The organism is Trinickia symbiotica, from assembly GCF_003028655.1.
Taxonomy (GTDB): domain Bacteria; phylum Pseudomonadota; class Gammaproteobacteria; order Burkholderiales; family Burkholderiaceae; genus Trinickia; species Trinickia symbiotica_A.
This window is the reverse complement of the sequence record NZ_PYUC01000015.1, coordinates 1-24539: the sequence shown is the minus strand read 5'-3', so window position 1 is coordinate 24539 and position 24539 is coordinate 1. Positions and strand designations below refer to the sequence as shown.

Here is a 24539-nt window from a genome sequence, read left to right as displayed (position 1 = left end):
ATCCATCTTTGCGTGTGGTTGCCCCGGGATGCTGGCGTCCTGAGTCGGCTCAGGAAACGGGGCACACCTTATGGCCGTGCCCTCAGACCTTGCAGCTCGAGCCTTCGCTCGCTGCTTGCTCCCGTGCGGCCTTGGCCCCTTCCACTTGAAGCAGTGTCGGCAACGATACGCCGTTCTTTGCCGCGGTTACTTCAGCCAAAATCGAAATAGCGATTTCGGGCGGCGTCCGGCTGCCGATGTAGATCCCCACAGGCCCGTGCAGCCGCGCAAGCTCCGCGTCGGTCAGCTCGAACTCTTTCAGCCGTTCGCGCCGCGCGGCATTATTGCGGCGCGAGCCGAGGGCGCCGACGTAAAACGCGGGTGTCTTCAGCGCTTCCATCAAGGCCAGGTCGTCGAGCTTCGGATCGTGCGTCAGCGCGATGACGGCCGAGCGTTCGTCGAGCCGCATATCGAGGACGGTATCGTCGGGCATCGTCCGCACGACGGTCGTGCCGGGCACGTCCCACTCGTCGGTGTACTCTTCGCGCGGATCACATATGGTGACCTGATAGTCGAGCCCCACTGCGATGCTGGCGAGATAGCGCGATAACTGTCCCGCGCCGATCACGAGCATCCGATAGCGCGGCCCATGAATTGTCAAGAGCCGCTTACCGTCGAACTCGAGGCCGTCCGTCGCTTGCGCCGCCGCGAGCGTGGCGACGCCCGTCTCCAAATCGAGCGTCCGAGCGACGAGCCGCCCCGCCTCGACGTCGTTGCAGAGCTCGTCGACACGACTCGCCTGCGTCAGCGGCTCGAGCACTAGCTCGATCGTGCCGCCGCAGGGCAGCCCGAAGCGATGGGCTTCCTCGGCCGAAATGCCGTACTTGACCGCCTCCGGCCGCGTTTGCTCGATGCCCGCGCGGCGCACGCGGTCGATCAGATCGTCTTCGATGCATCCGCCCGAAACCGAGCCGACCACGAGGCCGTCGTCGCGCACCGCAAGCATCGCACCCTGCGGGCGCGGCGACGAGCCCCAGGTCTTCACCACCGTCACGAGCAATACACGATGGCCGTCCTCGAGCCATCGCACGCTCGACCTCAGAACTTCGAGATCCACGCTTTCCATGATTTATGTCCCTTTCCTCCAGGCGCATGCTCGGCGGCTTCGGCCGCGCGTTCCGACGGATCGGCTGCTTGCGCACTGGTATTGTCGCCGGCGCCGTCGGCGTTTTCAGACTCGACCGCCTGCGCGTCAGGCTCAGCCTCGCCCGTCATATACGCCGAGAAACGTTTGAAGAATTCACCCGCAATCTTACGCGCAGCTCCCTCGACGAGTCGCGAGCCGATTTGCGCGAGCTTTCCGCCGACCTGCGCTTTCGCCGTATACGAAAGTTTTGTCGATGTTTCACTTTCGGGTTCCAGCACGACCTGGGCCGTGCCCTTCGCGAAGCCGGCCACGCCGCCTTGCCCTTCGAAGACGACGGTATAGCTGTGCGGCGCATTGATATCCGTCAGCGACATGCGTCCCTTGAAATTCGCCTTGACGGGCCCTACCGCCGCGCGCATCGCGACCGCGTAGGTATTTTCGCCGTCCGCCTCGAAGCTTTCGCAGCCGGGAATCGTCGCACGCAGGACGGCCGTGTCGTTCAGCGCCTCCCAGGCACGCTGCTGCGGAACGGGCAGGATGTGCTGCTCGGTCAGTTCCATGACATCGCTCCTTCCGATGATGACGACGCGCTGGCTCGGAAGCGCGGGACGCGCGCGAGTGTAGCGAAGTCGTGCCCGAATGCGATCAGGCTGTCTAGGTTGTGAACGGGACGGTGTGCGTCGACATGAGGGAGGATAGCCTGAATGCCGCGCGCACGCGGTGTGAACTGCGCATATCGCAATAGCGGGTTGAGCCAGACGATTCGATGCGCGAAGCGCGCGAGCCGGGCCATCTCTGTCTCGAGCAGATCGATGGCCTCGTGATCGAGTCCGTCCGTGACGAGGAGGACAGTCGCGCGGCCCGAGAGAACCCGCCTAGCCCAACGTCGATTGAACTCGGCGAGCGCGGCGCCGATGCGCGTGCCGCCGGACCAGTCGGCTACGTGTTCGGCGAGCGCCGCTATCGCAATGTCGGGATCGCGCTCGCGCAGCGCACGCGTCGCATTCGTGAGGCGGGTGCCGAACAGAAAGACCTGAAGGCGCTCGCGCGAGTGCAGCAGCGCATGGCAAAAATACAGTACCGCCCGCGAGTAGCTGCTCATCGACCCAGAAATGTCGAGCAGTAGGACGAGCGGTGGCTTGCGCTCGCGCGCGGCGCGGTATTTCCAGACCACCCAGTCGCCGCCTTCACGCACGGCCTGGCGAGCGCTCGCGCGCAAATCGGCGTGCGTGCCATGCGAGGCAGCGTGCAAACGGCGTGTGGGTTCGGTCGCGAGCGAAACGCGCCGGCTACGGATCAGGTGGCGCAGCATGCGCCATTCGTCGGCGCTCAGCGTATCGAAGTCGCGCCGACGCAGCCGTTCCTCGGCGCTGAACGACACATGTGCATGCAGCTCGTGTTGCGTCGCCTCGCCGACATGATCAGCTGAACCGTCTCGCGCGCGACTGGCGAGCGCATCCGCGAGCCGGTTGTTGCGCGGGGCGGGCGGCACACCCGATTTTGCCTTCGGGAGCATCAGCGCACGAAGCCGGCCTTCCCAATCGGGATCGCGCCAGAATACGTCGAACGCCGAGTCGAAAAGCGCGCGTTCGTCCGGGGCCGAGACGAGCACCGCGGCGAGCGCGGCCTGCACGTCGTCGCGACGCCCTACGTCGACGAGACGCAACGCTTCCAGCGCATCGACCGCATGCGCGGGCGACATCGGCAGTCCTGCCGCGCGCAAGAGCCGCACGAAATGAACGACGTTGCGCGCGAACATCGGCGCGTCGCCGTTCTTTGTCGCGTCCTGCTCGATGCCTGCCATCGTTCACTCCGGCGCAACGAGACATTGAGCGATGCGCTCGGCATCGAGGCGGGCCAGATCGTCTTGATACTTGAGCAGCACGCCGAGCGTGTCCCGCACCGATTGCGGGTCGAGCTCCGTGACACTCAATGCGGCGAGCGCTCGGCACCAGTCGATCGTCTCTGCGATACCGGGCGCCTTGAACAGATCCATCGCGCGAAGCCGATGAACGAAACCGACCGCGCGCCGCTGCAGCTCCGCGCCCGCTTCGGGGGCTCGCGCGGCGACGATGGCCAGCTCACGCTCGCGCTCGGGATAGTCGATCCATTGATAAAGACAACGGCGCTTCAATGCATCGTGCACTTCACGCGTACGATTCGACGTCATGACGATAAGCGGGGCGCGCGCGGCGCGCACCGTGCCGTACTCGGGGATCGAAACCTGGAAATCCGAAAGGAGCTCGAGCAGAAACGCCTCGAACGGCTCGTCGGCGCGGTCGATCTCGTCGATCAGCAAGACACGCTGCGCGCCCGGATGCTGTTCGTCGGGCAAGAGCGCCTGCAGCAGGGGGCGCTTGAGCAGGAATTCGCCGCGGTAGAGCGTGTCGTTGCTCGGATGCTCGCCGGCCGCTTCCGCAAGACGCAAGGCCATGATCTGGCGCGGGTAGTCCCACTCGTAGAGCGCGCTTGCCGTGTCGAGACCTTCATAGCATTGCAGGCGCAACAACGCCGTGCCGAGCATGCCGGCCGCCGCTTTTGCGAGCTCCGTCTTGCCGACGCCGGGCTCTCCCTCCAAAAAGAGCGGCCTGTCCATGCGCAGCGCGAGAAAAAGCGCCGTCGCCAACTCGCGGCTCGCGAAGTAACCCTCTGCCGAGAGCTGAGCGAGCGTCTCATCGATCGTCATCAGTTGCATCGTCGCGTGGGCCGGAGTCGCGCCCCGGTGAGGGGCGGGACTCGTGCTCCGTGGTTACTTCGAAGTCCTTAGCATTGTTCGATAGTGCATCGCTTCCGATTCAGCGTACCCGCTCGACCGCGCGCGCCGCGAGTACGGGGATCAGATGCGCGCGGTAATCGGCGCTCGCGTGCAGATCGGTGTTGAGGTCGTCCGGTGCGATCGTCACGGAGCGCGCGGCCGCGCTCGTGAAGTCGGCGGTGAGCGCCTTCTCGAGCTCTGTCGAGCGAAAGACCGAAGAGGCGGCGCCCGTCACGGCGACCCGCACACCATCCGCATGCCGGGCTACGAATACGCCGACGAGCGCGAACTGCGAAGCGGGATTGCGGAATTTCTCGTAGGCGCACGTTTGCGGCACGGGGAACTCGACGGCCATGATCAGCTCGCTGGGCTCGAGCGCGGTCTCGTACATGTCGACGAAAAAGTCGTCGGCTGCGATTCGGCGCCTGTCGGTCACGATCGTTGCCGCGAGCCCGAGCACGGCGGCCGGATAATCGGCGGCCGGATCGTCGTTGGCGAGCGATCCGCCCAATGTGCCGCGCGCGCGTACTTGTCGATCGCCGATGTTGCCGGCGAGCTCGGCGAGCCCCGGCAATACCCGCTGGATGTCGGCATGTTCGGCGACGTCCGCATGGCAGACCGCCGCGCCGATCGTAACGGTCGCCCCGTCCACGCGAATTTCCTTCAGCGCGGCGATGCGCGTCACGTCGATGAGCTTGGCCGGTTGAGCAAGCCGCAGCCGCATCGTCGGCAACAGGCTCTGACCGCCCGCGAGGTATTTCGCGTCGCCGTCGGCCGTAAGCGAGGCGACGGCTGCCTTCGCGTCGGAGGCGCGCTCGTAGTCGAATGAATACGAATACATTGAGGACTCCTTCGCTTAGTGAGCCGATTGCCGTGCCGCGGCGATGGCGGACCAGACCCGGTGCGGGGTGGCCGGCATCTGGATATCCTTGACGCCGAGCGGCGCGAGCGCATCGAGGATGGCGTTGATGACGGCGGGCGGCGAACCGATCGCGCCGGCTTCGCCGCAGCCCTTCACGCCGAGCGGATTGTGCGTGCAGGGCGTGCCCTTCATCGTTTCGACCGTGAAGTCGGGGAGATCCGACGCGCGCGGCATGGCGTAATCCATATAGGAGCCGGACAACAACTGCCCTGTATCGTTGTCGTACTCGCAGTGCTCGAGCAGTGCCTGCCCGATCCCCTGGCCGAGTCCGCCGTGCACCTGGCCTTCGACGATCATCGGATTGATCACGTTGCCGAAGTCGTCGACGGCCGTGAATCGATCGACACGCGTTTCCCCTGTGTCCGGATCCACTTCCACCTCGCAGATGTAAGCGCCCGCCGGATAGGTGAAATTGGTGGGATCGTAGAACGCATTCTCGTCGAGGCCCGGCTCGAGCTCTTCGAGCGGATAGTTGTGCGGGACATAGGCGGCGAGCGCGACATCAGCGAACGATTTCGTGCGATCGGTACCGGCCACGCGGAACACGCCGTTCTTGAACTCGATGTCGCTCGCCGATGCTTCGAGCAGATGCGCGGCGATTTTCTTCGCCTTCGCCTCGATCTTGTCGAGTGCTCGCATGATCGCGGAGCCGCCAACGGCGATCGAGCGCGAACCGTAGGTGCCCATGCCGAAGGGAATGCGGCCCGTGTCGCCATGCACGATCTCGACGTTTTCGATCGATACGCCGAGCCGGTCGGCCACGACTTGCGCGAACGTCGTCTCGTGCCCTTGACCGTGGCTGTGCGAGCCGGTGAAGACGGTGACCGTCCCCGTTGGATGCACGCGCACTTCGCCGGCTTCGAAGAGCCCCGCGCGTGCGCCCAGCGCGCCGGCGAGCCTCGAAGGCGCAAGGCCGCACGCCTCGATGTAGCACGAATAACCGAGGCCGCGCAGTTTTCCGTTTTGCTTCGACGCGTCCCGGCGTGCCGCGAAACCGGCCACGTCCGCGCGCTCGATCGCTCTTGCGAGGCAGGCTTCGTAGTCGCCGGTGTCGTAGGTGAGGCCAACGGGCGTCGTGTAAGGGAATTCTCGAATGAAATTGCGGCGGCGGATTTCGGCCGGATCGATGCCGGTTTCGCGCGCCGCCGTTTCGACGAGCCGTTCGACGACATAGGTCGCTTCGGGGCGGCCTGCGCCGCGGTAGGCATCGACGGGCACGGTGTTCGTGAAGACGGCCTTGACTTCGGCATAGATCGCGGGCGTCGCATACTGCCCGGCGAGCAGTGTCGCATAGAGGATCGTCGGTATCGACGACGCGAACGTCGACAGATACGCGCCCATGTTCGCGATCGTATGCACGCGCATGGCGAGGAACCGGCCGTCGCCGTCGAGCGCGAGCTCGGCTTGGGTCACATGGTCTCGGCCGTGCGCGTCGGAGATGAACGATTCCGAGCGCTCCGCCGTCCACTTGACAGGGCGGCCGACACGTTTCGCAGCCCAGGTGAGCGCGACGTCCTCGCCGTAAAGAAAAATCTTCGATCCGAAGCCGCCGCCGACATCGGGTGCCACGATGCGCAGCTTCGATTCAGGCAGCGACAGCACGAATGCCGCCATCAGCAGCCGCTCGACGTGCGGATTTTGATTCGCGACATAGACCGTGTAGCTGTCGTCCTGCCTCGAGTAGCTGGCGTTGACGGCGCGCGGCTCGATCGCATTCGGCACGAGCCGGTTGTTGACGATATCGAGCGTCGTCACATGCGCGGCCTTCGCGAACGCGGCATCGGTTGCCGCTTTGTCGCCGTGGCCCCATGTGTAGCAGACATTGCCGGGCACGCTGTCATGCACGAGCGGCTGGCTGGAATCGGCCGCATGGGCCGTGTCGGTCACGGCGGGCAGCACGTCGTACTCGATTTCTATCAACTCGGCCGCGTCCTTGGCCTCTTTCGCCGATTCCGCAATGACGAGCACGACGGGATCGCCGACGTGGCGCACCTTGTCGACCGCGAGAACGGGATGGGGCGGCTCGTGCATCGGCGTGCCGTCGATGCTGTGAATGAGCCATCCGCACGGCAAGCCGCCGACGCGCTCGGCCGCGAGATCGGCGCCGGTGAAGATGGCGATCACGCCCGGCGAGCGCTTCGCGTCCTCGATATCGATGTTGCCGAGGCGCGCGTGCGCGTGCGGCGAGCGCAGAAACACGCCATAGGATTGCTGCGGAAGCACGACGTCGTCGGTGTATTGTCCGCTTCCGGTGAGGAACCGATAGTCTTCCTTGCGCTTGACGGAAGCACCGATCAAGCTCGGCTGTTCGGGTGCGTTCATCGTTCAGGTCTCCTTAACGGACTTGTCCCGCGCTGCTCTTCATCGCCGCCGCGCCTTCGAGCACGGCCTTCACGATGTTGTGGTAGCCCGTGCAGCGACAAAGATTGCCCTCGAGCTGATGGCGCACTTCATCCGCGCTCAGCTCGGGCCGTTGCGCCGCGAGCGCGGCCGCGCTCATGACCATGCCCGGTGTGCAAAAGCCGCACTGAAGCCCGTGGCAGTCGCGAAACGCCGCTTGCATCGGATGAAGTTCTCCGTCTCGCGCGAGGCCTTCTATCGTAGTGACCTCGGCGCCGTCGGCCTGCACGGCCAGCACGTTGCACGCCTTCACGGCGCGGCCGTTCAGATGCACGGTGCAGGCGCCGCATTGCGCTGTATCGCAACCGATATGTGTGCCGGTGAGGCGAAGACCGTCGCGGATGAAATGGACGAGGAGGGTGTAGGGTTCGACTTCCTCGGTCACCGGCTTACCGTTGACCGTCAGGCTGATGCTGATTGCCATGAATCGTCTCCTTGGGGATCGAGACCGGCACTTCTAGTCGAGTCGAGTGCGCTCGGTGCCGCTCGCGCCGCCAACCGTCGCTTTGACCGTGCCGCTGATCTTGACGATTAGCCAGCCGTGCTTCGTTATTCGAGATGCATCGGCAAGTAAAGCACAATTTGACGGCAGGCGCTGCGTTTTCCGCTTGCCGTTCGTCGGCTGGGGCTCACGAGGGAACGTCCGGCAAATCGTCGAATCGCGGCCGGGACGCACCGTGTCAGCCTGTATCATTGCTGCGGCCACTCGCTATCACTCGACATTCGCTATTGAGCTCCAACACGCTCGAATGAAAAAACAAGCCGACCGCTCCGCGCACGTTTGCGCATTGCACAATGGGCGCGAGTCTCATCAGCGGGGCCGTCGGCACCTACCTTCGCTAGGCATCTCATGAAATTCGACACAATCGTGCTCGGCGCCGGCATGGTCGGCGTTTGCGTCGCCACGCATCTGCAAAAGCGCGGGTGCGCCGTGGCGCTGATCGATCGCAAGCAACCCGGCAACGAGACATCGTTCGGCAATGCGGGGCTGATCCAGCGCGAGGGCGTCTACCCCTACGCCTTTCCGCGCGAGCTGGGCAAACTGCTCGACTACGCGCGCAACGAGGCGCTCGACGTACGCTACCATCCGGCGGCGATGCCGAAGCTTGCGTCGTTCCTGCTGCGCTACTGGCGCAACTCGCACCCCGAGCGCCACGCGGCGATCGCCCGCTCCTATGCGACGCTGATCGGCCATTGCGTCAGCGAACACCGCGTGCTGGCCGACGCGGCGGGCGCGAGCGGGCTCATGCGGCCGACCGGCTGGATCAAGGCATTCCGCACGGCGGCGAAGCGCGACGAAGAATTCAGGACTGCCGAGCGTTGGCAAAAGGAGTACGGCGTCGAATTCGAGGCGCTCGACGGGGCTCGGCTCCACGAGCTGCAGCCCAATCTCGCCGCCTCGCTCGTGGGCGGCGTCTGGTTCACGCAGACGTATTCGGTCGGCAACCCGAACGCGCTCGTGACTGCTTACGCGCGCCACTTCGAGCGGCTAGGGGGCCGTTTCCTGATCGGCGACGCCGATACGCTTTCCGGACAATGGCAGGTCGAGACGGACGAAGGTCGAGTCGAAGCGCGCTCGGCCGTCGTCGCGCTGGGTCCGTGGTCCGAGCGCATCGCATCGAGGCTCGGCTATCGGCTATCGCTCGGGATCAAGCGCGGATATCACATGCATTATCGGCCGCAGCCCGACGCGCCCCTGACCTATCCCGTGCTCGACGCGGAAAAGGGCTATCTGATTACGCCGATGGATCGCGGCATTCGGCTCACGACGGGCGCCGAGCTCGCCTTGCTCGATCAGCCGAAAACCCCGGATCAGCTCGATGCGGTCGAGCCGATCGCGCGCGAGCTTTTTCCCCTGGGGCCCAGAGTCGATGGGGAGCCATGGATGGGCCAGCGCCCTTGCACCGGAGACATGCTGCCGATCATCGGGCCCGCCACGCATCACAGCGATCTCTGGTTCGCTTTCGGCCATGCGCATCACGGCTTCACGCTGGGACCCGTGACGGGCCGGCTCCTCGCCGAGATGATGGCGGGCGTTGCGCCTTTCGTCGATCCCGCTCCGTTTCGCGTCGATCGCTTCTGAAGCTCCGCGCGTCACCGGAACCGGGAACCGGGCGCCGGGCGCCGGGCGGGCCGCCGGCCGGCCCCTCGACGGTGCGCTCGATCGGCCTCGTTGCACCAAACTGACTCGCGACGCTCGTGCGACGGGCGTCTGCTCGACCTCGTCCTGAAAGATCGCATGAATCAGGACGGGCAACCCGCGCCGTGGTTGCCGGCCGATGCGTGGCATGGCTATTGCGTCGATCGTGCCGCGGCAAGGTCAACGAGGGCTTCGCCGGAGGTACGAAAACGATGCTTGCCGCGGCGACGACCGCGGCCGAAAGGACAACGGGGTCCTTCATCGATCTCGCGCCGATTGGGCGACCGGTCGAGCGTTACGGATATGAAAGAACAAGTAGACAAGAAGCAGAATGCCGTCTCGGGCCAAATCATCGGCGAGCTGATCAATGTCGCGGGGCGTCAGCGGATGTTGTCGCAGCGCATCGTTCTACATGTCCTGCTTGCCGGCCAAGGCGATGCGTCGGCGCTCGCAATTGCACGTGAGAGCGTCGCGACGTTTGCCGGCGCGCATGCGGACCTGGTCGACGGCAATGCGCGGTTGCCAGGTGCTTTCTCCGAGGCGTTGCGCTCGCTTTATTTCGGCACCCACAAGGCGGACGAGCGTATCCGCCGTTTCATCGGCGATGCGAGCGCCGCGATCGAGTCGATCGGCGCGGGAGCCGCAGCGGCAGGCAGTCAATCGCCCTCGGGCAACCGCCATGGTGCCGTCGATACGCTGATCGCACAGGCGACTCCGCTGCTCGAACTGCTGCAGCAAATCACGCTCGCCTATCAGAACGAGATGCGAGGCGTCGAGCAGGCCGCTTCGAAACGTAATGCCGAGTTGGCGGAAAGGCTCAGTCACATCTCGATGCAGGCCAACATCGTCGCGATCAACGCTCGCATTTCCGCGGGCCGCGCCGGCCCTTATGGCCGCGAGTTCGCGGTCGTCACATCGTTGCTCGCCGAAATCGTCAAGGAGATGGACGGCATGATTCAGAGCGTGCTCGGCGCAAGAGAGGCGCGGCGAGCCGCGCCGCAATCGCGCTGAACGCCGAACGCGGGGCGCGCTCGGCCGAGCTCTCGGCAGATGCGAGGCGAACGGCGTAGAATGCGCCTCGTCGCGCGTTGCGCCGTCGTAGCTCCCCCGTGTCATGAGCGAATCCGTCGCGTCATCATCGTCAGTTGCATCGTCTCCGTCCCTCGCCATCCAGCCGGCTGCCCCGATCGAGGGCGGCCTCGACGCGCTCCGTGAATTCATGGAGCGGCACCGACGTCTTTTCGTGTTGACGGGTGCGGGCGCCAGCACGGCGTCCGGCATCCCGGGCTATCGCGATGCGAACGGCGAATGGATGCGCCCGCAACCAATTCAGCTGCAAGCTTTTCTCGATTCCGAGCACGCGCGGCGCCGCTATTGGGCTCGCAGCATGGTGGGCTGGCCGCTTCTCGCCGAGGCGCAGCCGAACGCGGCGCATCGGGCCCTTGCTCGGCTCGGCGCAGCGGGCCGCGTCGCGCAACTCGTCACGCAAAACGTCGACGGTCTGCATCAATGCGCCGGCAGCACGGACGTCATCGAACTCCACGGCAGCATCCGTCAGGTCGCGTGTCTCGATTGCGGCGTCGAGCATCCGCGCGCCGATATTCAGGACATACTCGCGCGCGAGAATCCGGGGCTCGCCGACACCGTCGCGGCGCCTTCCGCCGATGGCGATGCGCACCTCGAATGGGACGGACTCGATGCGTTTCGTGTACCGGCGTGCCCGCATTGCGGCGGGTTTCTGAAGCCTTCCGTCGTCTTTTTCGGTGAGAGCGTGCCGCGCGAGCGTGTGGACGCAGCATCCCATGCGCTCGAAGCGGCCGATGCGATGCTCGTCGTCGGTTCGTCACTGATGGTCTACTCGGGCTACCGCTTCTGTCTATGGGCGTCGCGTGCGGGCATGCCGATCGCCGCGCTGAACATCGGGCGAACTCGGGCCGACTCGTTGCTGTCACTCAAAGTCGAACTGCCGTGCGGCGATGCATTGGCCGCACTGGCCGGACATTTTTCATAGCGATGACGGCGCTTGGGTCGTCTCGCGGCCGCATCGGCGGCTGGCATTCTAGCGCCGCGTCGAAAATCATCTGATTCATGCTCCGCGTCGCGGCAGCACTCCTAGGAGAATTCAGCAATGGGCAAAGCAGCCATCGGCGTCATCGGTCTGGCAGTCATGGGCCGTAATCTCGCACTCAATATCGAAAGCCGCGGCCATGCCGTGGCCGTCTACAACCGCAGCCGCACGCGAACCGACGAGATGCTGGCCGAATTTCAGGGCCGCAATCTCGTGCCGGCCTATTCGTTGCAGGAGTTCGTCGACTCGCTCGAGAAGCCGCGCCGCATCCTGCTGATGGTGAAGGCGGGCGAGCCCACCGATGCGACGATCGCGGAGGTAAAGCCGCTGCTCGAACCTGGCGACGTGCTCATCGATGGCGGCAATACCCACTTCACCGATACCGTCCGGCGCAACGAAGAACTCGCGAAATCAGGCCTGCATTTCATCGGCACAGGCGTTTCGGGCGGCGAGGAGGGCGCGCTGAAAGGGCCTTCGATCATGCCTGGCGGTCCGCGCGACGCCTACGATCTCGTTGCGCCGATTCTCACCGAGATTGCGGCGAAGGCGCCCGACGGCGAGCCCTGCGTTGCCTACATGGGACCAGGCGGCGCGGGTCATTTCGTCAAGATGGTTCACAACGGCATCGAGTATGGCGACATGCAGTTGATCGCCGAAAGTTATGCGGTGCTGAAGCAGGTGGCGGGCTTGTCCAACGCGGAGCTTGGGCAGGTCTATGCGGAATGGAACGAGGGCGAGCTCGACAGCTATCTGATCGACATCACGGCGAAGATCTTCCGCAAACGCGACGAGGAAAGCGGACGAGATCTCGTCGACATGATCCTCGATCGCGCGGCGCAAAAAGGCACGGGCAAATGGACGAGCCAGAACGCGCTCGACCTCGGCGTTCCGCTGCCGCTCATCACCGAATCCGTGTTCGCCCGAGTGCTTTCGTCGCTGAAGACGCAGCGCGTGGCGGCGAGCAAAGTGCTCGTGGGGCCGCAGCCGAAGGCATTCACGGGGGACCGCGCCGCGTTCATCGAAGGGGTGCGGCGCGCGCTCTATCTGAGCAAGGTGATCTCATATGCACAGGGCTTCGCGCAACTGCGCGCCGCCTCGGAGGAGTACGACTGGGACCTGCAGTTCGGAACGATCGCGAAGATCTTCCGGGCCGGCTGCATCATCCGCGCGCGGTTCCTGCAAAAGATCACCGACGCCTACGGCAAAGAGCCGGGCCTCGCGAATTTGCTACTCGACCCGTACTTCCGCGATATTTCGGAGAACTATCAATCGGCGCTGCGTGAAGTGGTCACGGCGGCGATCGCGGCCGGCGTACCGGTGCCGGCGTTCGCCTCGGCGATCGCCTATTTCGACGGATACCGTTCGGAGCGTCTGCCGGCAAACCTGATTCAGGCGCAGCGCGACTTCTTCGGTGCTCATACGTTCGAGCGGATCGACCGCGACGGAAGCTTTCACGCGACCTGGGCGTGAGGGGGGAACGTCGGCGCAAGTCAATTGTGGTCGGTTTCATAGCCAACGGTAGTTCGGGACGACCGGATTATTGCTCTTTGGGAAACACTCTTTCATCAATTTAATGGTTTTCCCTAGGTGCTCCGGTCGTTAGACTGTGATTAACGCTTCAAACAAGAGGTGTTTGAGGCGAACACAAACACCGGAGGTGAAGTCATGAAATCGCTCATTTTTGCAGTTGCCGCAGCTTCCGCTCTCTCGCTGCCGCTCGCGTCGTTTGCTCAAGTGCAATCGAATCAACCCCTGACCCGCGCCCAGGTGAAGGCTGATCTGGTCCGCGTGGAGCAGGCGGGCTACAGCCCGGCGGTAGGCACCGACCCGTATTACCCGGCCGATATTCAAGCGGCTGAAGCGCGCGTCGCGCAACAACAGGGTGCGCCCGTTGCCGAGAACACCGGTGTCGGCGGCGCCGTGAACGGTTCGGTCCAATCGGGGGCGCCTGTGAATAGCCGCCCGACGAACGCCGACGGCGTACACCCGCTCTTCTTCGGTCGCTGATCGGACGAACGCGCACCGGACTTTCGCATAAGTCAACCTATCAAAAGAAGCGGCGCGCGATAGTAAGCATTCCGAAAGACTGGCTCGCTGCCACCGTGCAAACGGGGCGCGGGCCAGTTTCGTTTTTGCCCTCGGATGGCAAGATGTGCGATCCTCGTGCCGCGAAACCGTGAATCGATATCGCCAACAAGTAAGACACTCGTTTCATTGCATTCGATCGAGGGCCATCTTGACGACAACAATTTCGACTCCTGCTAATCAAAAGCGCGTGCTCTCGCACGCGGCGTTGTTCGCGCTGTGCGCGCTGCTCGTGAGCGGCTGCGAGACGACGGACCGGTGGTTGAACGGGCCGACGGCAACGACGGAAGCGCGCCCCTACGCGCAACAGGCCGGCGTACAGCCCGGCTACTATCGCGTCAACCTGGGCGACACGCTCGCCAGCGTTGCGGCCGGCTTCGGCCAACGGCCGCAGGACATCGCGGAATGGAACCGGCTGCCGCTCAACGCTGCGCTCGCTCCCGGGCAGGTGTTGCGCGTGGTTCCGCCCGTGGCGGCGAACGCGAATGTGGCCGGCGCGCCTGCGATTCGCCTGGCTTGGCCCGCTTATGGCCAAGTACTCAGATCGCAGTCGGCGGCGAACGCCAAGGGAATCGTGATCGCCGGGCAGGCCGACGAACTCGTCAAGGCGGCGGCCGATGGCCAGGTCATCTACATCGGCAGTCCCACCGCGGGCGACCAGTACGCGTCGCTCATCGTCGTGAAGCACAGCGACGCGCTCGTGACCGGCTACTCCGTGAGCGGCCCCGTCTCAGTCAAGGAAGGCGATGTGGTCAGGAAAGGCCAGCCGCTCGCGACGATGGGCATCGACAAGAGCGGGCGAAGCACGCTCGAGTTCGAGATTCGCCGCGAGGGCGCGCCGATCGACCCGCTCGCCTATTTGCCGCGGTAGCGCTGCCGAGCGCTCCGAACGGGCTCGCGGCTAGCGCAGCGAGGCGAGCCGAATCGACAGCTTCCTGATATGCGTCTTGTACGCTTCGATCGTCTCGCGCTCGCTGTCCGCGCTCAAATGCGGCAACTCGGCGAGTTCCGCCTGTGCTTGGAACTCATCCACGATTTGTCGCCTCATATCAGGCGGTAGGGCGCGAATCAGCGAAACGGTCAACAGTTCCTGGGCGTGGATCATTCCGAGGACCGAGTGCATCGTCACGTGCGAGGCCATGTCGAACTCCGTTAGGACTGCCGACGGTTTCCATAGTAGGCGGCGCGCATTGATCCGCCAATCCCGAGGCCCATGCAGCCATCGGGGCGAGGATGCGTTACGTCGGATGGGATGGTCCCGCGGCGCGGCAAAAAGGCGTAACCTGTGCGCTTCGCGGCACCCGCGTTTCTCGCGATCCGCCCGGGCGATAGCAAAGCGTGTGCCGCTGCGCTAACCAGGAGGATTCATGACAGCCGTCGACCTCGAGTTCGATCAGCTGAACAGCACCGCCGATGCGCTGCGGCGCTCCATCTCGAACCGTCTGATATACGGCGTCGGCAAGGATGCCGTCGCCGCGCGGCCGCAGGACTGGCTCCATGCCGCGGCGCTGGCCGTGCGCGACAGGCTCGTCGCGCGCTGGATGAAGACGACGCGCCAGCAGTATGAGCAGGACGTGAAACGTGTCTACTACCTGTCGATGGAGTTCCTGATCGGCCGGACGTTCACGAACGCGCTGCTCGCGCTTGGCATCTATGACCAGATGAACGAAGCGCTTGCGAGCCTCGGCGTCGATATGGCGTCCATCGCGGAGTTCGAGCCTGACGCCGCGCTCGGCAATGGCGGCTTGGGGCGGCTCGCCGCCTGTTTCCTCGACTCGATGGCGACGCTCGCAATCCCGGGCTTCGGCTATGGCATCCGTTACGACTACGGCATGTTTCGCCAGCAGATCGTCGATGGGGCGCAGATCGAAACGCCCGACTATTGGCTGCGTGGCGGCAATGCGTGGGAGTTCCCGCGTCCGGAGGTTCAGTACATCGTCCATTTCGGCGGTCATACGATTCAGCGCGACAGCGGGGTCGAATGGGTCGAGACCGAGCACGTCAACGCGATGGCGTACGACACGGTGATACCGGGATATGGCACGAGCGCGACGAATACGCTGCGGCTATGGTCGGCGCGCGCGACCGAGGAGCTCGATCTGTCCGCGTTCAACCAAGGCGACTATCGCCGCGCCGTGGAAGCAAAGGAACATTCCGAGAACGTCTCGCGGCTGCTCTATCCCGACGATTCGACGCAGGCGGGCCGCGAGCTGCGCTTGCGCCAGGAGTACTTCTTCGTCTCCGCGACGATGCAGGATCTCATTCGCCGCTATCAGCGCACGCACAGCACGTTCGGTCGCTTCGCCGAGAAAGTCGCGGTCCATCTCAACGATACACACCCGGTGCTCGCGATTCCCGAGCTGATGCGGCTGCTCGTGGACGTTCATCACGTTCCGTGGGACCGCGCGTGGAAGATGGTTCAGCAAGTGTTCTCGTACACGAACCATACGCTGATGCCCGAGGCGCTCGAGACCTGGGACGTCGATATGCTCGCGCGGCTGCTCCCGCGGCACCTCGAGATCATCTTCGAAATCAATGCGGGTTTTCTGAAGGAGGCAAGCGAGCGCTTCGGACACGACGTCGACGTCATCCGGCGAATCTCGCTCGTCGACGAGTTCGGTCAACGCCGCGTGAGGATGGCGCATCTCGCGATCGTAACGAGCCAGAAGGTCAACGGCGTATCGAAGCTCCATTCGCAATTGATGGAGCGCGAATTCTTCAGCGACTTCGCGCGCATGTTTCCCGACCGGTTCACCAACGTGACGAACGGCATCACGCCGCGCCGATGGCTGGCGCAGGCGAGCCGGCCTTTGTCGTCGCTGATCGACTCGCATATCGGCACGGGTTGGCGTACCGACCTTTTCGAGCTCGGCAAGCTGCGCGCATTGAAGGACGATCCGACGTTCGCGGCCGAGTTTCGCGCCGCGAAGCGCCGCAGCAAGATCCGGCTCGCGAACCGGCTTTTGCACGACATGGGCGCTTCGATCCATCCCGATGCGCTCTTCGATATGCAGGTGAAGCGCATTCACGAGTACAAGCGGCAGTTGTTGAACGTGTTGCACGTGATCGTCCGCTACAACCGCATTCGCGCGAATCCCAATCACGACTGGGTGCCGCGCGCCGTCATCTTCGCGGGGAAAGCGGCGTCGGCGTACAAGATGGCGAAGACGATCATCAAGCTGATCGGCGATGTGTCCGCGATCGTCAACAACGATCCGCTCGTCGGCGATCGACTCAAGGTTGTCTTCGTGCCGAACTACGGCGTCAGCGTCGCCGAGCTGCTGATTCCAGCGGCGGATCTTTCCGAGCAGATTTCGATGGCGGGAACGGAAGCGTCGGGCACCGGCAACATGAAGCTCGCGCTGAACGGCGCGCTGACGGTCGGGACCATGGATGGTGCCAACATCGAGATTTGCGAGGCGGTGGGCCGAGAGAACATGTTCATCTTCGGGCTCGAGGCAAATGAAGTGACGGAGCTGCGCTCGTCAGGCTACCGGCCCCGCCAGATATACGAGGAGAATGCCGAGCTGCGCCAAGCCCTCGACCAGATCCGCACAGGCTTCTTCTCTGACGGCGACTCGCATCGCTTTTCCGACATCTTTCACACGCTCGTCGATTGGGGCGATCACTACATGGTGCTGGCCGACTTCGCGGCCTTCGCGGCCGCGCAAGATGCAGTCGATGCGCGCTTTCGCGACCCGCGTGCGTGGACGGCGAGTGCCATTGAGAACGTGGCGGGAATGGGGCAATTCTCGTCGGATCGGACCATTGCCGAATACGCGCGTGACATCTGGCGCGTGAAGGCGCTTGAAACGGAGTAATGCGGCGGCGCCTCGATGCGCGAAGCTCAGGCGTCAGGGTGATTCATTCTTGCGCGATGACGGCGAGCGCTGTGCAGAGGCAGCGTGCGCATTCGCCAAGGCACCGCGCACCGCTTGTTCGACGCGCGCGAGGAATTCGAGGTCCGGGCTCGAGACCGCCTCTCGCTCGCCGTTGGCCGTCTTGACGACGAGCCGGTGTATCACGTCCTGCCAAAGCCAGGCCAGCCAGCCGACGACGACGAGCATCACGCCGAGCGCGAGCGCGGCACCCGATCGATAGATCGGGGCGCCTACGGCCGCGAGAACGACGCCGATGATCGAGATCGCAAGGGGAAATACCTTGTTCTTGCGCGTCTCGACGACCCGAACATCTTCGATCTCGCGCAGCGAAAATACCTGGCCGCCCGCGCTGAGCGTATTGCGCGTGATCATGACACCGCGTTCGTTGAACGTGTTTTCCATCGAAAAGAAATCGGTGCGCGTTGCACGATGAAGGTTCGCAAGCGTAGCAGAGAACGCTCGCGGAGCAAATCGGGCGGGCGAAATGCCGCGCGGCTGGAGGGGTTCCGTCGAACGACCGTGTGAGGGCGGCGCCCTTCGTGGCTTAGTGAGTTTCAGCGAACTTCGTCGACAAAGATGCGGCCGGGGATGTGAGAAGCGACGTGGCGTGCGATTTCCGTATCGCTGAGTTCCGCCGGCACCACGCAACGGTGTGAAGGAGCGTCATGGGCCATCGTCCATTCGACGAGCCGATAAGTACGGCCCCAGGGGCGTTGCACGGGCGCCGATACCCGGCAACTCTGCACGGGGAGCGCGTGGTCGCGCTTTAGTATGCTCTGCAGATCCTTGAAGACGGTATCTTCGATCATCGCCTTTCCGTTTCCCGCGTCGCTACGCGATGAGGACGCCGGAGAAAGAGAGAACCCATAGGCAAAAAGATGCCGCCGATGCTCCGGCGGCTCAACAGGGGTGGTATGGGTGCCATCGTGACAGCCAACAATTAAGCCAAACTTAAGAGCACCACCGCGAGTCTTACAGATCAACAAAAAAAGGCCCCGCGCATGGCGGAGCCCTTCATCGAGAGAAACGCCGCCTTGCGGCGGCGCGTTCACATTGATCAGCTAGCGGACTTCGGCGCCACGTCGAAGTCGAAATACTTGCTCTCGAGCTTCTTGTAGGTACCGTCCTTCATCATGCCGTCGATGGCCTTGTCGACTGCGGCCTTGAGGTCCGCGTCTTCCTTACGCATACCCATGGCGGCTGCGCCGCTCGGGATCGGATTTCCCGCTTCCGCGAATCCAGCGCCGCGCGATTGCTTCAGAAAGCCGAGGTCTGCCTGCACCTTGTCTTGCAAGGCGGCGTCGAGCCGGCCCGAGAGCAAGTCTTGATAGACCTGGTCCTGGTTCTGATAGGGGACGACCTTCACGCCGGCCGGCTCCCAATTCTTCTTCGCGTAGGCTTCCTGCGTCGTGCCTTGCTCGACGCCGATCGACTTGCCCTTCAGCGAAGCGGCCGTGGGCAGCAGGCCCGAGCCCTTCTTCGCGACGAGCGCCGTCGGCGTGTCGAACAGCGGCTTCGAGAACGCGATCTGCTGCTCACGCTCCGGCGTGATCGTCATCGACGACAGCACGCCGTCGAACTTGCGCGCCTTCAGGCCCGGAATCAAGCCGTCGAAGTCGTTCTCGACCCAGACGCATTTCGCGTGCACACGCTTGCAGATTTCGTTGCCGAGGTCGATGTCGAAGCCGACGAGCTTGCCGTCCGGCGCTTTCGATTCGAACGGAGCGTAGCTCGCGTCGACGCCGATGCGAATCTCCTTCCATTCTTTTGCTTGCGCAGCGCCGGCACAAGCGAATGCAGCAATGGCTACTGCGGCAAATAGTTTTTTCACGTTGACTCCTCGAAGCGGTTCGTCGAACCCCTCACGGTTGTGCCGCGAAGGGGCGTGGTTATTGAGGCCGACGGCGTTGGCCGGCGGCGCGGCGCACATCATACCAAGTCAAAATGATGAAGGTGCCCGACAGCGGAACGCGGCGGCGCCTGTTACAAAAAATTTCTAAAGATCGGCCTCGGCATGCCGATATTCGGCACGTGTGTGGTCGGAAACTATCGGCACCGCTAACCGTACATAGAGACGGGAACCGCAGCCGGTTTTTGCGGCAATGCCATTCATCAAGACTAAAAATTTCGAGTTCCGGGGCTGAACATGTCACAAGCATTCGGGGTCATTGGGCAGTCGACGACGAGAGGCGTCGAGCATGCTGACTATATTGGCAACAACGTCACAGAAGCCATCACGACGTTGCCCTTCCATCGAGTTTCGGGCGCTTCAGAAGCGCGCCGATTGAGCTAGCTGCTTTCGCACTGCTTTCTCGACAAGGTTTTCTCGAACACCGTTTGACGACGGCGATACCGACGCTTCGCAATTGCCTTCGTTGGTTGCCCGCTCGGAGCGGGCCGCATAGATCGCTCCCAACGCATTGTTTCACGCTTCTATCGAAGCGTGAGCGGGCAATCGTTTGGCACTGAAGTGACTACGGTACCCGTCGCGGATTTCCTTTGTCGATCTATCTGAGAGCGACGGCATCGGCCATCGTGAAGCCTGACAGCCATGTTGCCCGCTTTTGCTTTTGCTTGAAGCACGTCGCTCGCATTGGCATTCGATCGTGCCGGCGAGCGACTGATAAGAAGAACCCATAGAGAGAATGAAAAAACGAGGTAGCAAGCCTGCAATCGACAGGCTCTCGGGTTGGCCGACGACAACGAAGCGTGGCCCGTGGAGCGCCCGCTTACGCGCGGTCCTGCCGCTATGCGGTGCGCTTGCCGCAATGAGTTGGTCATGCACGTCGCACGCGCAAGACATCGATATTCGTGCAGCCGGCGATGTGTCGAATAGCGGCAGCGATGACATCGGGTGCCCAACTGGCGAAGGAGCTTGATCTTGCGCCCGGCATGGGGCTCTCGGCCGAGCAGGTCTCAAAGCTCACGAGCAACGTCGTCATCATGCAGACGGAGGTCGTGGATGGCCAGTCGGTGCTCGTGCCCGTCGTATATCTGGCGAAGGCGAGCCAGCAGAACATGGGCAACGGACCGACGATTGCCGCGACCGACATCGACCTGCAGAACACGCAGTTGTTCACGAACAGCGGCACCGTCAGCGCGACGAACAGCCTGACGATCACGGGTCAAAGCATCGACAACAAGTACGGCACGCTCACGAGCGGCGGCCAGATGGCGCTGGCGACGACGGGCGACGTCGATCTGACTTCCGCCACCGTGAAGGCGGGAAGCCTTGCGCTGCAAGCGGGCGGCAATCTCATTCTCGATACGGCCGCGAAGACGGTCAATCAGGTCAGCGCGACCGGCGCAACGAGGACGACGACTACGCTCGCACCGCTGGCGAGCCTGGATGTGGCGGGCGATGCGGCGATCGTGACCGGAGGCAACTTCGAGCAGAACGCCGGCAGTCTTTCGGTGGGCGGCAATCTTGCGATGAGCGTTGGCGGGAACTGGACGATGGGTGCCCAGCAAACGGGCGAAAAGAAGGTCGTCGCGGGAGCCGGCGGCGCATCGGATACCAGCATCTGGAGCCTGACCGGCAGCAGCTTGAGCGTGGGCGGTGCGTCGTCGCTATTGATCGGCGGCGATTTGACGGCTCGCGGAGCGCAGATGAATCTTGGCGGAGGCGGGACGATCATGGCGGGCGGCGATGTCTCATTGCTGGCCGCGACGGCGACTTCGACGATTCACGGCACGAGTTCGGTCGATTATCACGGACGGCATAACGCCGAGGACATTTATACGTCGGATGACAAAGTCACCGGCACGACCCTGCAAAGCGGACAGAACCTCAATGTCGTATCAGGCAAGGATATTACGCTGACGGGCAGCACGCTCGATCTGACGCAGGGCAACGCGCTGCTGATGGCGGCAGGCAATGTCAACATTGGCGCGGCGAAGGAAACTCACGTTTCAAACGTCAATCAATCGTACAGCCATGGCGGATTCGCCAGCAGTACCAGTGGCGTCGATCGTGTCGACCAGACGACGACGCTCGCGGATGGCAGTACCGTGTCCGCCGATGGCGTGTCGATCGTCAGCGGCAAGGATATCAACGTCACCGGCAGCAATATCGTCGGGATGAACAACGTTGCGCTTGCCGCAAAGGGCAATGTCAACATCACTGCTGCGACGAATACTTATCAGGACTCCGAATATCACGATCTGAAGCACTCGGGTTTCTCGGGCACGGGCGGGCTCGGCATCAGTTATGGATCGAGCGAGCGGACGGACCAATACAACGGCACGTCGGTGACGGAAAGCCAGTCGCGCAGCACCGTCGGCAGCGTCGCGGGTAATGTGTCCATTTCGGCAGGGAAGGACGTGCACATCGGGGGCAGTGATGTGGTGGCCGGCAAGGCCGCGGCCGACACAACTGGCGCGACCGGCAATATTGCGATTCAGGCGCAGAACATCGCGATCGATCCTGGTCAGGATGAGAGCCAGTCCCACGATCACCAAACGTCGCATTCGAGCGGCATTTCCATGGCGATCACGGGCACCCCGCTCGATACCGTGCGCAACCTGCGCGACGCAAACTCGTCGGGTACGGGATTCCAGCGCGGCGAGGGCGTGCTGAACGAGTTGGCGGCTAGCGGGCAGGATTTGCCCTCCGTTTCCGTTTCGTTCGGACGCAGCAGCAGTTCGAGCACGACCGACATGTCGAGCACCACTAACGCCGGCAGTACTATTCGCGGCGGCGGGAACGTCTCGTTGGTGGCGACAGGCGGTGCGCTCAAGGATGCCAACGGCAACTCCGTTGACGGCGATATCACGGTGACCGGCTCGACAGTGACAGCGGGCGGCATTGCCTCGTTCAGCGCGAACCGCGATGTGATCTTCCAGGCGTCCACCGATCAGTTGCGGCAAAGCATGGATGCGAGTAGCTCGAGTATGGGAATCCAATTGGCGGCGCCGACCCCGGGCGATTTCTCTCGCTGGGTGAGCGGTGGGCCGAATAACGGAGGGGTGAGCTCATCGCCCTATAACGCGAGTAGCAGCAACTCGAACGGCAACTCCTCTTCGACGCAGCAGACGGCCACGGTCGTGACTGGCAATAGCGTCGTGGTCAAGAGCAAGACCGGAGATATCGACGTCGTCGGCTCCGGGATCAGCGGCACGCAAGGCGTCGATTTGATTGCGACCCAGGGCGCGATCAACGTGCTCGCGGGGACGGACACGAGCACCAGCCATCAGGAACCCAGCAGCCACCAGGTCGGCAGCCTCGGCAGCAACGGTACGGGAACAGGGTTCACCATCGGTGTGGCGAGCAGCCATTCGGTGCAGGATTCGGCCGCTCAAACGCAAAGCACGATCCGTAGCCAGATTGCAAGCCAGAACGGCAACGTGACGCTCGACGCCAACCAAGACTTGACGGTTCAAGGCTCCGATGTGTCCGCGGGCAAGGACCTCACGCTCATCGGCAAGAACGTGAACCTCGATGCGGGTACCGACGCGTTGCAGAACAGCATGAGTCAGAGCTCGAGCCAATTCGGGGTCTCACTCGCGCTCGGTGGTGCGATCGGCAACGCGGTCGCAACGGTGAATCAAGCCATGGCGCAGGCGAGCAAGACCGATAACAAGCGCTTGGCGGCGCTCGATGTGGCGCAGGCGGGGCTGGCAGTATATGGAGCAGAGCAGGCGGCTACGAGTACAAATTGGGCGCAAGCCACGCAATCGCTCTTTAGCCCGTCGAACGGTACGTCGCAAGGGACACAGGCGGCCATCAAGGTGACGGTCAGCATTGGGGGCGGGTCGAGCCATAGCGAGTCGCAAAGCAGTTCGGTAACGAACGACGGCAGTACGCTGAAGGCTGGCGGCAACGTGACGCTGATTGCCACGGGCAGTGGGGCGCAAGATGCAAACGGGAATGCGCTCGATGGCGATATCAATTCGCGCGGCACGCAGATAACGGGGCAGAACGTTACATTGAACGCGGCGCGGGATATCAATTTGCTGAGCGCGCTCGATACGACGCAGCAAAAGAGTAGCAACAGCAGCAGCGGCGGAAGCATCGGCGTTGGTGCGGCCTTCGGCGGACAGCAGAACGGCTTTACGGTCGAGATCGGTGCGAGTGTGTCGAAGGGCAATGCCAACGGCAACAGTGCGACAAACCGCGACACGGAGATTACGGCCAGCAATACGCTGTCGCTGACGAGCGGCCGTGACACGAACCTGCGTGGGGCCGAGGTATCGGGCAATACCGTCGATGCGAACGTCGGGCGGGATCTGAATATCCAGAGTCCGCAGGACACGAACACGTATCAGAGCAGCCAGTCGAGCGCCGGCGTGCAGTTGAGCTTGTGCATTCCGCCGATCTGCTATGGGCAGACCGTGAGCGGCACTGCAAGCGCCAGCGACGAGACGATCAAGGACAACTATCAGTCCGTCAACAAGCAAAGCGGCATCTACGCGGGCAACGGCGGGTTCAACGTGCAGGTCGGCAACCATACGCAGTTGGATGGCGGCGTGATCGCGAGTACGGCGAGCGCGGACAAGAATACGCTGTCAACGGAGACGTTCGGCTACTCGAATCTGCAAAACACGGCGAGCTACTCGGGTACGAGCATGGGCTTCAGCGTGAGCGGCGCGGCCGGCAAGAGCACGCCGAACGGTGTGGCATTCACGACGCCGGTGCAAACGGGCAGCAGTATGTCCGGCGCGACGAATTCGGCGGGGCTGGGGCCAAGCGGCTTCGGCATGGCGGGCACGAGCGGCGATGCGTCGGGAACGACGTACGCGGCGATCAGTCCCGGCACGATCACCGTGCGTGGGGATGCGGGCACGGGGCATGACAGCACGGCGGGATTGAGCCGCGATCCGGCGAGCGCGAACGGCTCGGTGCAGAACACATTCAGTGCTCAAAATGTGCAGGACGATCTGTCGATTCAGCAACTCACGGGGCAGGTCGGGATGCAGGTGGCCGGTGACGTCGCGCAGGGATTGAAGAAGAAGGCCAGTGACCAGGCGAAGAAGGACTATTTGGCGTTGACCGCTGCTCAGGCGTCGGGCGATTCGAATGCAATTGCCCAAGCGCAGGCGAATTACGATGCCTCGTTATTGCAAGCGGCGCTGTGGAGCAACGATGGTGCGGCGCGTGTCGGCCTGCATGGTTTGGTGGCGGGTCTGGGGGCGGCGATGGGAGGCGGCAATATCGCCGCCC

The 24539-nt window shown here is 63.5% G+C and carries 18 protein-coding genes and 1 pseudogene; 8 read left to right on the top strand and 11 right to left on the bottom strand.

Going from position 1 to position 24539, the window contains the following annotated elements:
- Window positions 1-82: 82 nt before the first annotated feature.
- The 7 genes from C9I57_RS25315 to C9I57_RS25285 form a co-directional block, all read right to left on the bottom strand.
- Complete coding sequence (locus C9I57_RS25315; protein WP_107153339.1) at window positions 83-1105, bottom strand: XdhC family protein; 1023 nt, start codon at window positions 1103-1105, stop codon at window positions 83-85.
- Window positions 1078-1686 (bottom strand): CoxG family protein, encoded by a 609-nt coding sequence (locus C9I57_RS25310; protein ID WP_107153338.1) that lies wholly within the window; start codon window positions 1684-1686, stop codon window positions 1078-1080. Before C9I57_RS25310 ends, C9I57_RS25315 begins: the two co-directional genes overlap by 28 nt.
- Entirely contained in the window at window positions 1677-2930 is a 1254-nt protein-coding gene (locus C9I57_RS25305) for a vWA domain-containing protein (protein ID WP_107153337.1), read from the bottom strand. The genes C9I57_RS25310 and C9I57_RS25305 overlap by 10 nt, the downstream gene beginning before the upstream one ends.
- 3 nt (window positions 2931-2933) lie before the next feature.
- Window positions 2934-3821 carry an AAA family ATPase gene (locus C9I57_RS25300; RefSeq protein ID WP_107153336.1) on the bottom strand — a complete coding sequence of 296 codons (888 nt, stop codon included), beginning with the start codon at window positions 3819-3821 and terminating at the stop codon, window positions 2934-2936.
- 100 nt (window positions 3822-3921) lie between these two features.
- A complete protein-coding gene (locus C9I57_RS25295) occupies window positions 3922-4722 on the bottom strand; it encodes an FAD binding domain-containing protein (protein ID WP_107153335.1) in 801 nt (266 codons plus the stop codon).
- Window positions 4723-4737: 15 nt separating this feature from the next.
- Window positions 4738-7125 (bottom strand): xanthine dehydrogenase family protein molybdopterin-binding subunit, encoded by a 2388-nt coding sequence (locus tag C9I57_RS25290; protein WP_107153334.1) that lies wholly within the window; start codon window positions 7123-7125, stop codon window positions 4738-4740.
- A 13-nt stretch (window positions 7126-7138) separates the two neighbouring features.
- Complete coding sequence (locus C9I57_RS25285; protein WP_107153333.1) at window positions 7139-7627, bottom strand: (2Fe-2S)-binding protein; 489 nt, start codon at window positions 7625-7627, stop codon at window positions 7139-7141.
- A gap of 426 nt (window positions 7628-8053) precedes the next feature.
- Between C9I57_RS25285 and C9I57_RS25275 the strand changes: the two genes are divergently transcribed.
- From C9I57_RS25275 to C9I57_RS25250, 6 genes are all read left to right on the top strand, one after another.
- Entirely contained in the window at window positions 8054-9286 is a 1233-nt protein-coding gene (locus C9I57_RS25275) for an NAD(P)/FAD-dependent oxidoreductase (protein WP_107153331.1), read from the top strand.
- 360 nt (window positions 9287-9646) lie between these two features.
- Complete coding sequence (locus C9I57_RS25270; RefSeq protein ID WP_107153330.1) at window positions 9647-10354, top strand: type IV pili methyl-accepting chemotaxis transducer N-terminal domain-containing protein; 708 nt, start codon at window positions 9647-9649, stop codon at window positions 10352-10354.
- A gap of 103 nt (window positions 10355-10457) precedes the next feature.
- Complete coding sequence (locus C9I57_RS25265; RefSeq protein WP_107153329.1) at window positions 10458-11354, top strand: NAD-dependent protein deacetylase; 897 nt, start codon at window positions 10458-10460, stop codon at window positions 11352-11354.
- Between the two features lie 117 nt (window positions 11355-11471).
- Window positions 11472-12881, top strand: coding sequence for an NADP-dependent phosphogluconate dehydrogenase (gndA, locus tag C9I57_RS25260; protein ID WP_107153328.1), 1410 nt, complete (start codon window positions 11472-11474; stop codon window positions 12879-12881).
- A 195-nt stretch (window positions 12882-13076) separates the two neighbouring features.
- Window positions 13077-13418: a DUF4148 domain-containing protein gene (locus C9I57_RS25255; protein WP_107153327.1), complete on the top strand. Its 342-nt coding sequence runs from the start codon at window positions 13077-13079 to the stop codon at window positions 13416-13418.
- A 229-nt stretch (window positions 13419-13647) separates the two neighbouring features.
- Window positions 13648-14367: a murein hydrolase activator EnvC family protein gene (locus C9I57_RS25250; protein ID WP_107153326.1), complete on the top strand. Its 720-nt coding sequence runs from the start codon at window positions 13648-13650 to the stop codon at window positions 14365-14367.
- A 30-nt stretch (window positions 14368-14397) separates the two neighbouring features.
- Here C9I57_RS25250 and C9I57_RS25245 read toward each other — a convergent pair whose 3' ends face one another.
- The gene (locus tag C9I57_RS25245; RefSeq protein ID WP_107153473.1) at window positions 14398-14625 is read right to left on the bottom strand and encodes a hypothetical protein; all 228 of its coding nucleotides are present in this window, start codon (window positions 14623-14625) and stop codon (window positions 14398-14400) included.
- A 238-nt stretch (window positions 14626-14863) separates the two neighbouring features.
- Between C9I57_RS25245 and C9I57_RS25240 the strand changes: the two genes are divergently transcribed.
- Window positions 14864-17317, top strand: a complete 2454-nt coding sequence (locus tag C9I57_RS25240; RefSeq protein WP_107153325.1) for a glycogen/starch/alpha-glucan phosphorylase — start codon at window positions 14864-14866, stop codon at window positions 17315-17317.
- Between the two features lie 33 nt (window positions 17318-17350).
- Here C9I57_RS25240 and C9I57_RS25235 read toward each other — a convergent pair whose 3' ends face one another.
- The 3 genes from C9I57_RS25235 to C9I57_RS25225 form a co-directional block, all read right to left on the bottom strand.
- Window positions 17351-17779: a DUF6232 family protein gene (locus tag C9I57_RS25235; protein WP_107153324.1), complete on the bottom strand. Its 429-nt coding sequence runs from the start codon at window positions 17777-17779 to the stop codon at window positions 17351-17353.
- Between the two features lie 152 nt (window positions 17780-17931).
- Window positions 17932-18186, bottom strand: a complete 255-nt coding sequence (locus C9I57_RS25230; protein ID WP_107153323.1) for a DUF2866 domain-containing protein — start codon at window positions 18184-18186, stop codon at window positions 17932-17934.
- Between the two features lie 248 nt (window positions 18187-18434).
- The gene (locus C9I57_RS25225) at window positions 18435-19208 is read right to left on the bottom strand and encodes an ABC transporter substrate-binding protein (protein ID WP_107153472.1); all 774 of its coding nucleotides are present in this window, start codon (window positions 19206-19208) and stop codon (window positions 18435-18437) included.
- A gap of 1013 nt (window positions 19209-20221) precedes the next feature.
- Here C9I57_RS25225 and C9I57_RS25220 point away from each other — a divergent pair.
- A pseudogene (locus C9I57_RS25220) lies at window positions 20222-24539 on the top strand (hemagglutinin repeat-containing protein); the annotation flags it as partial.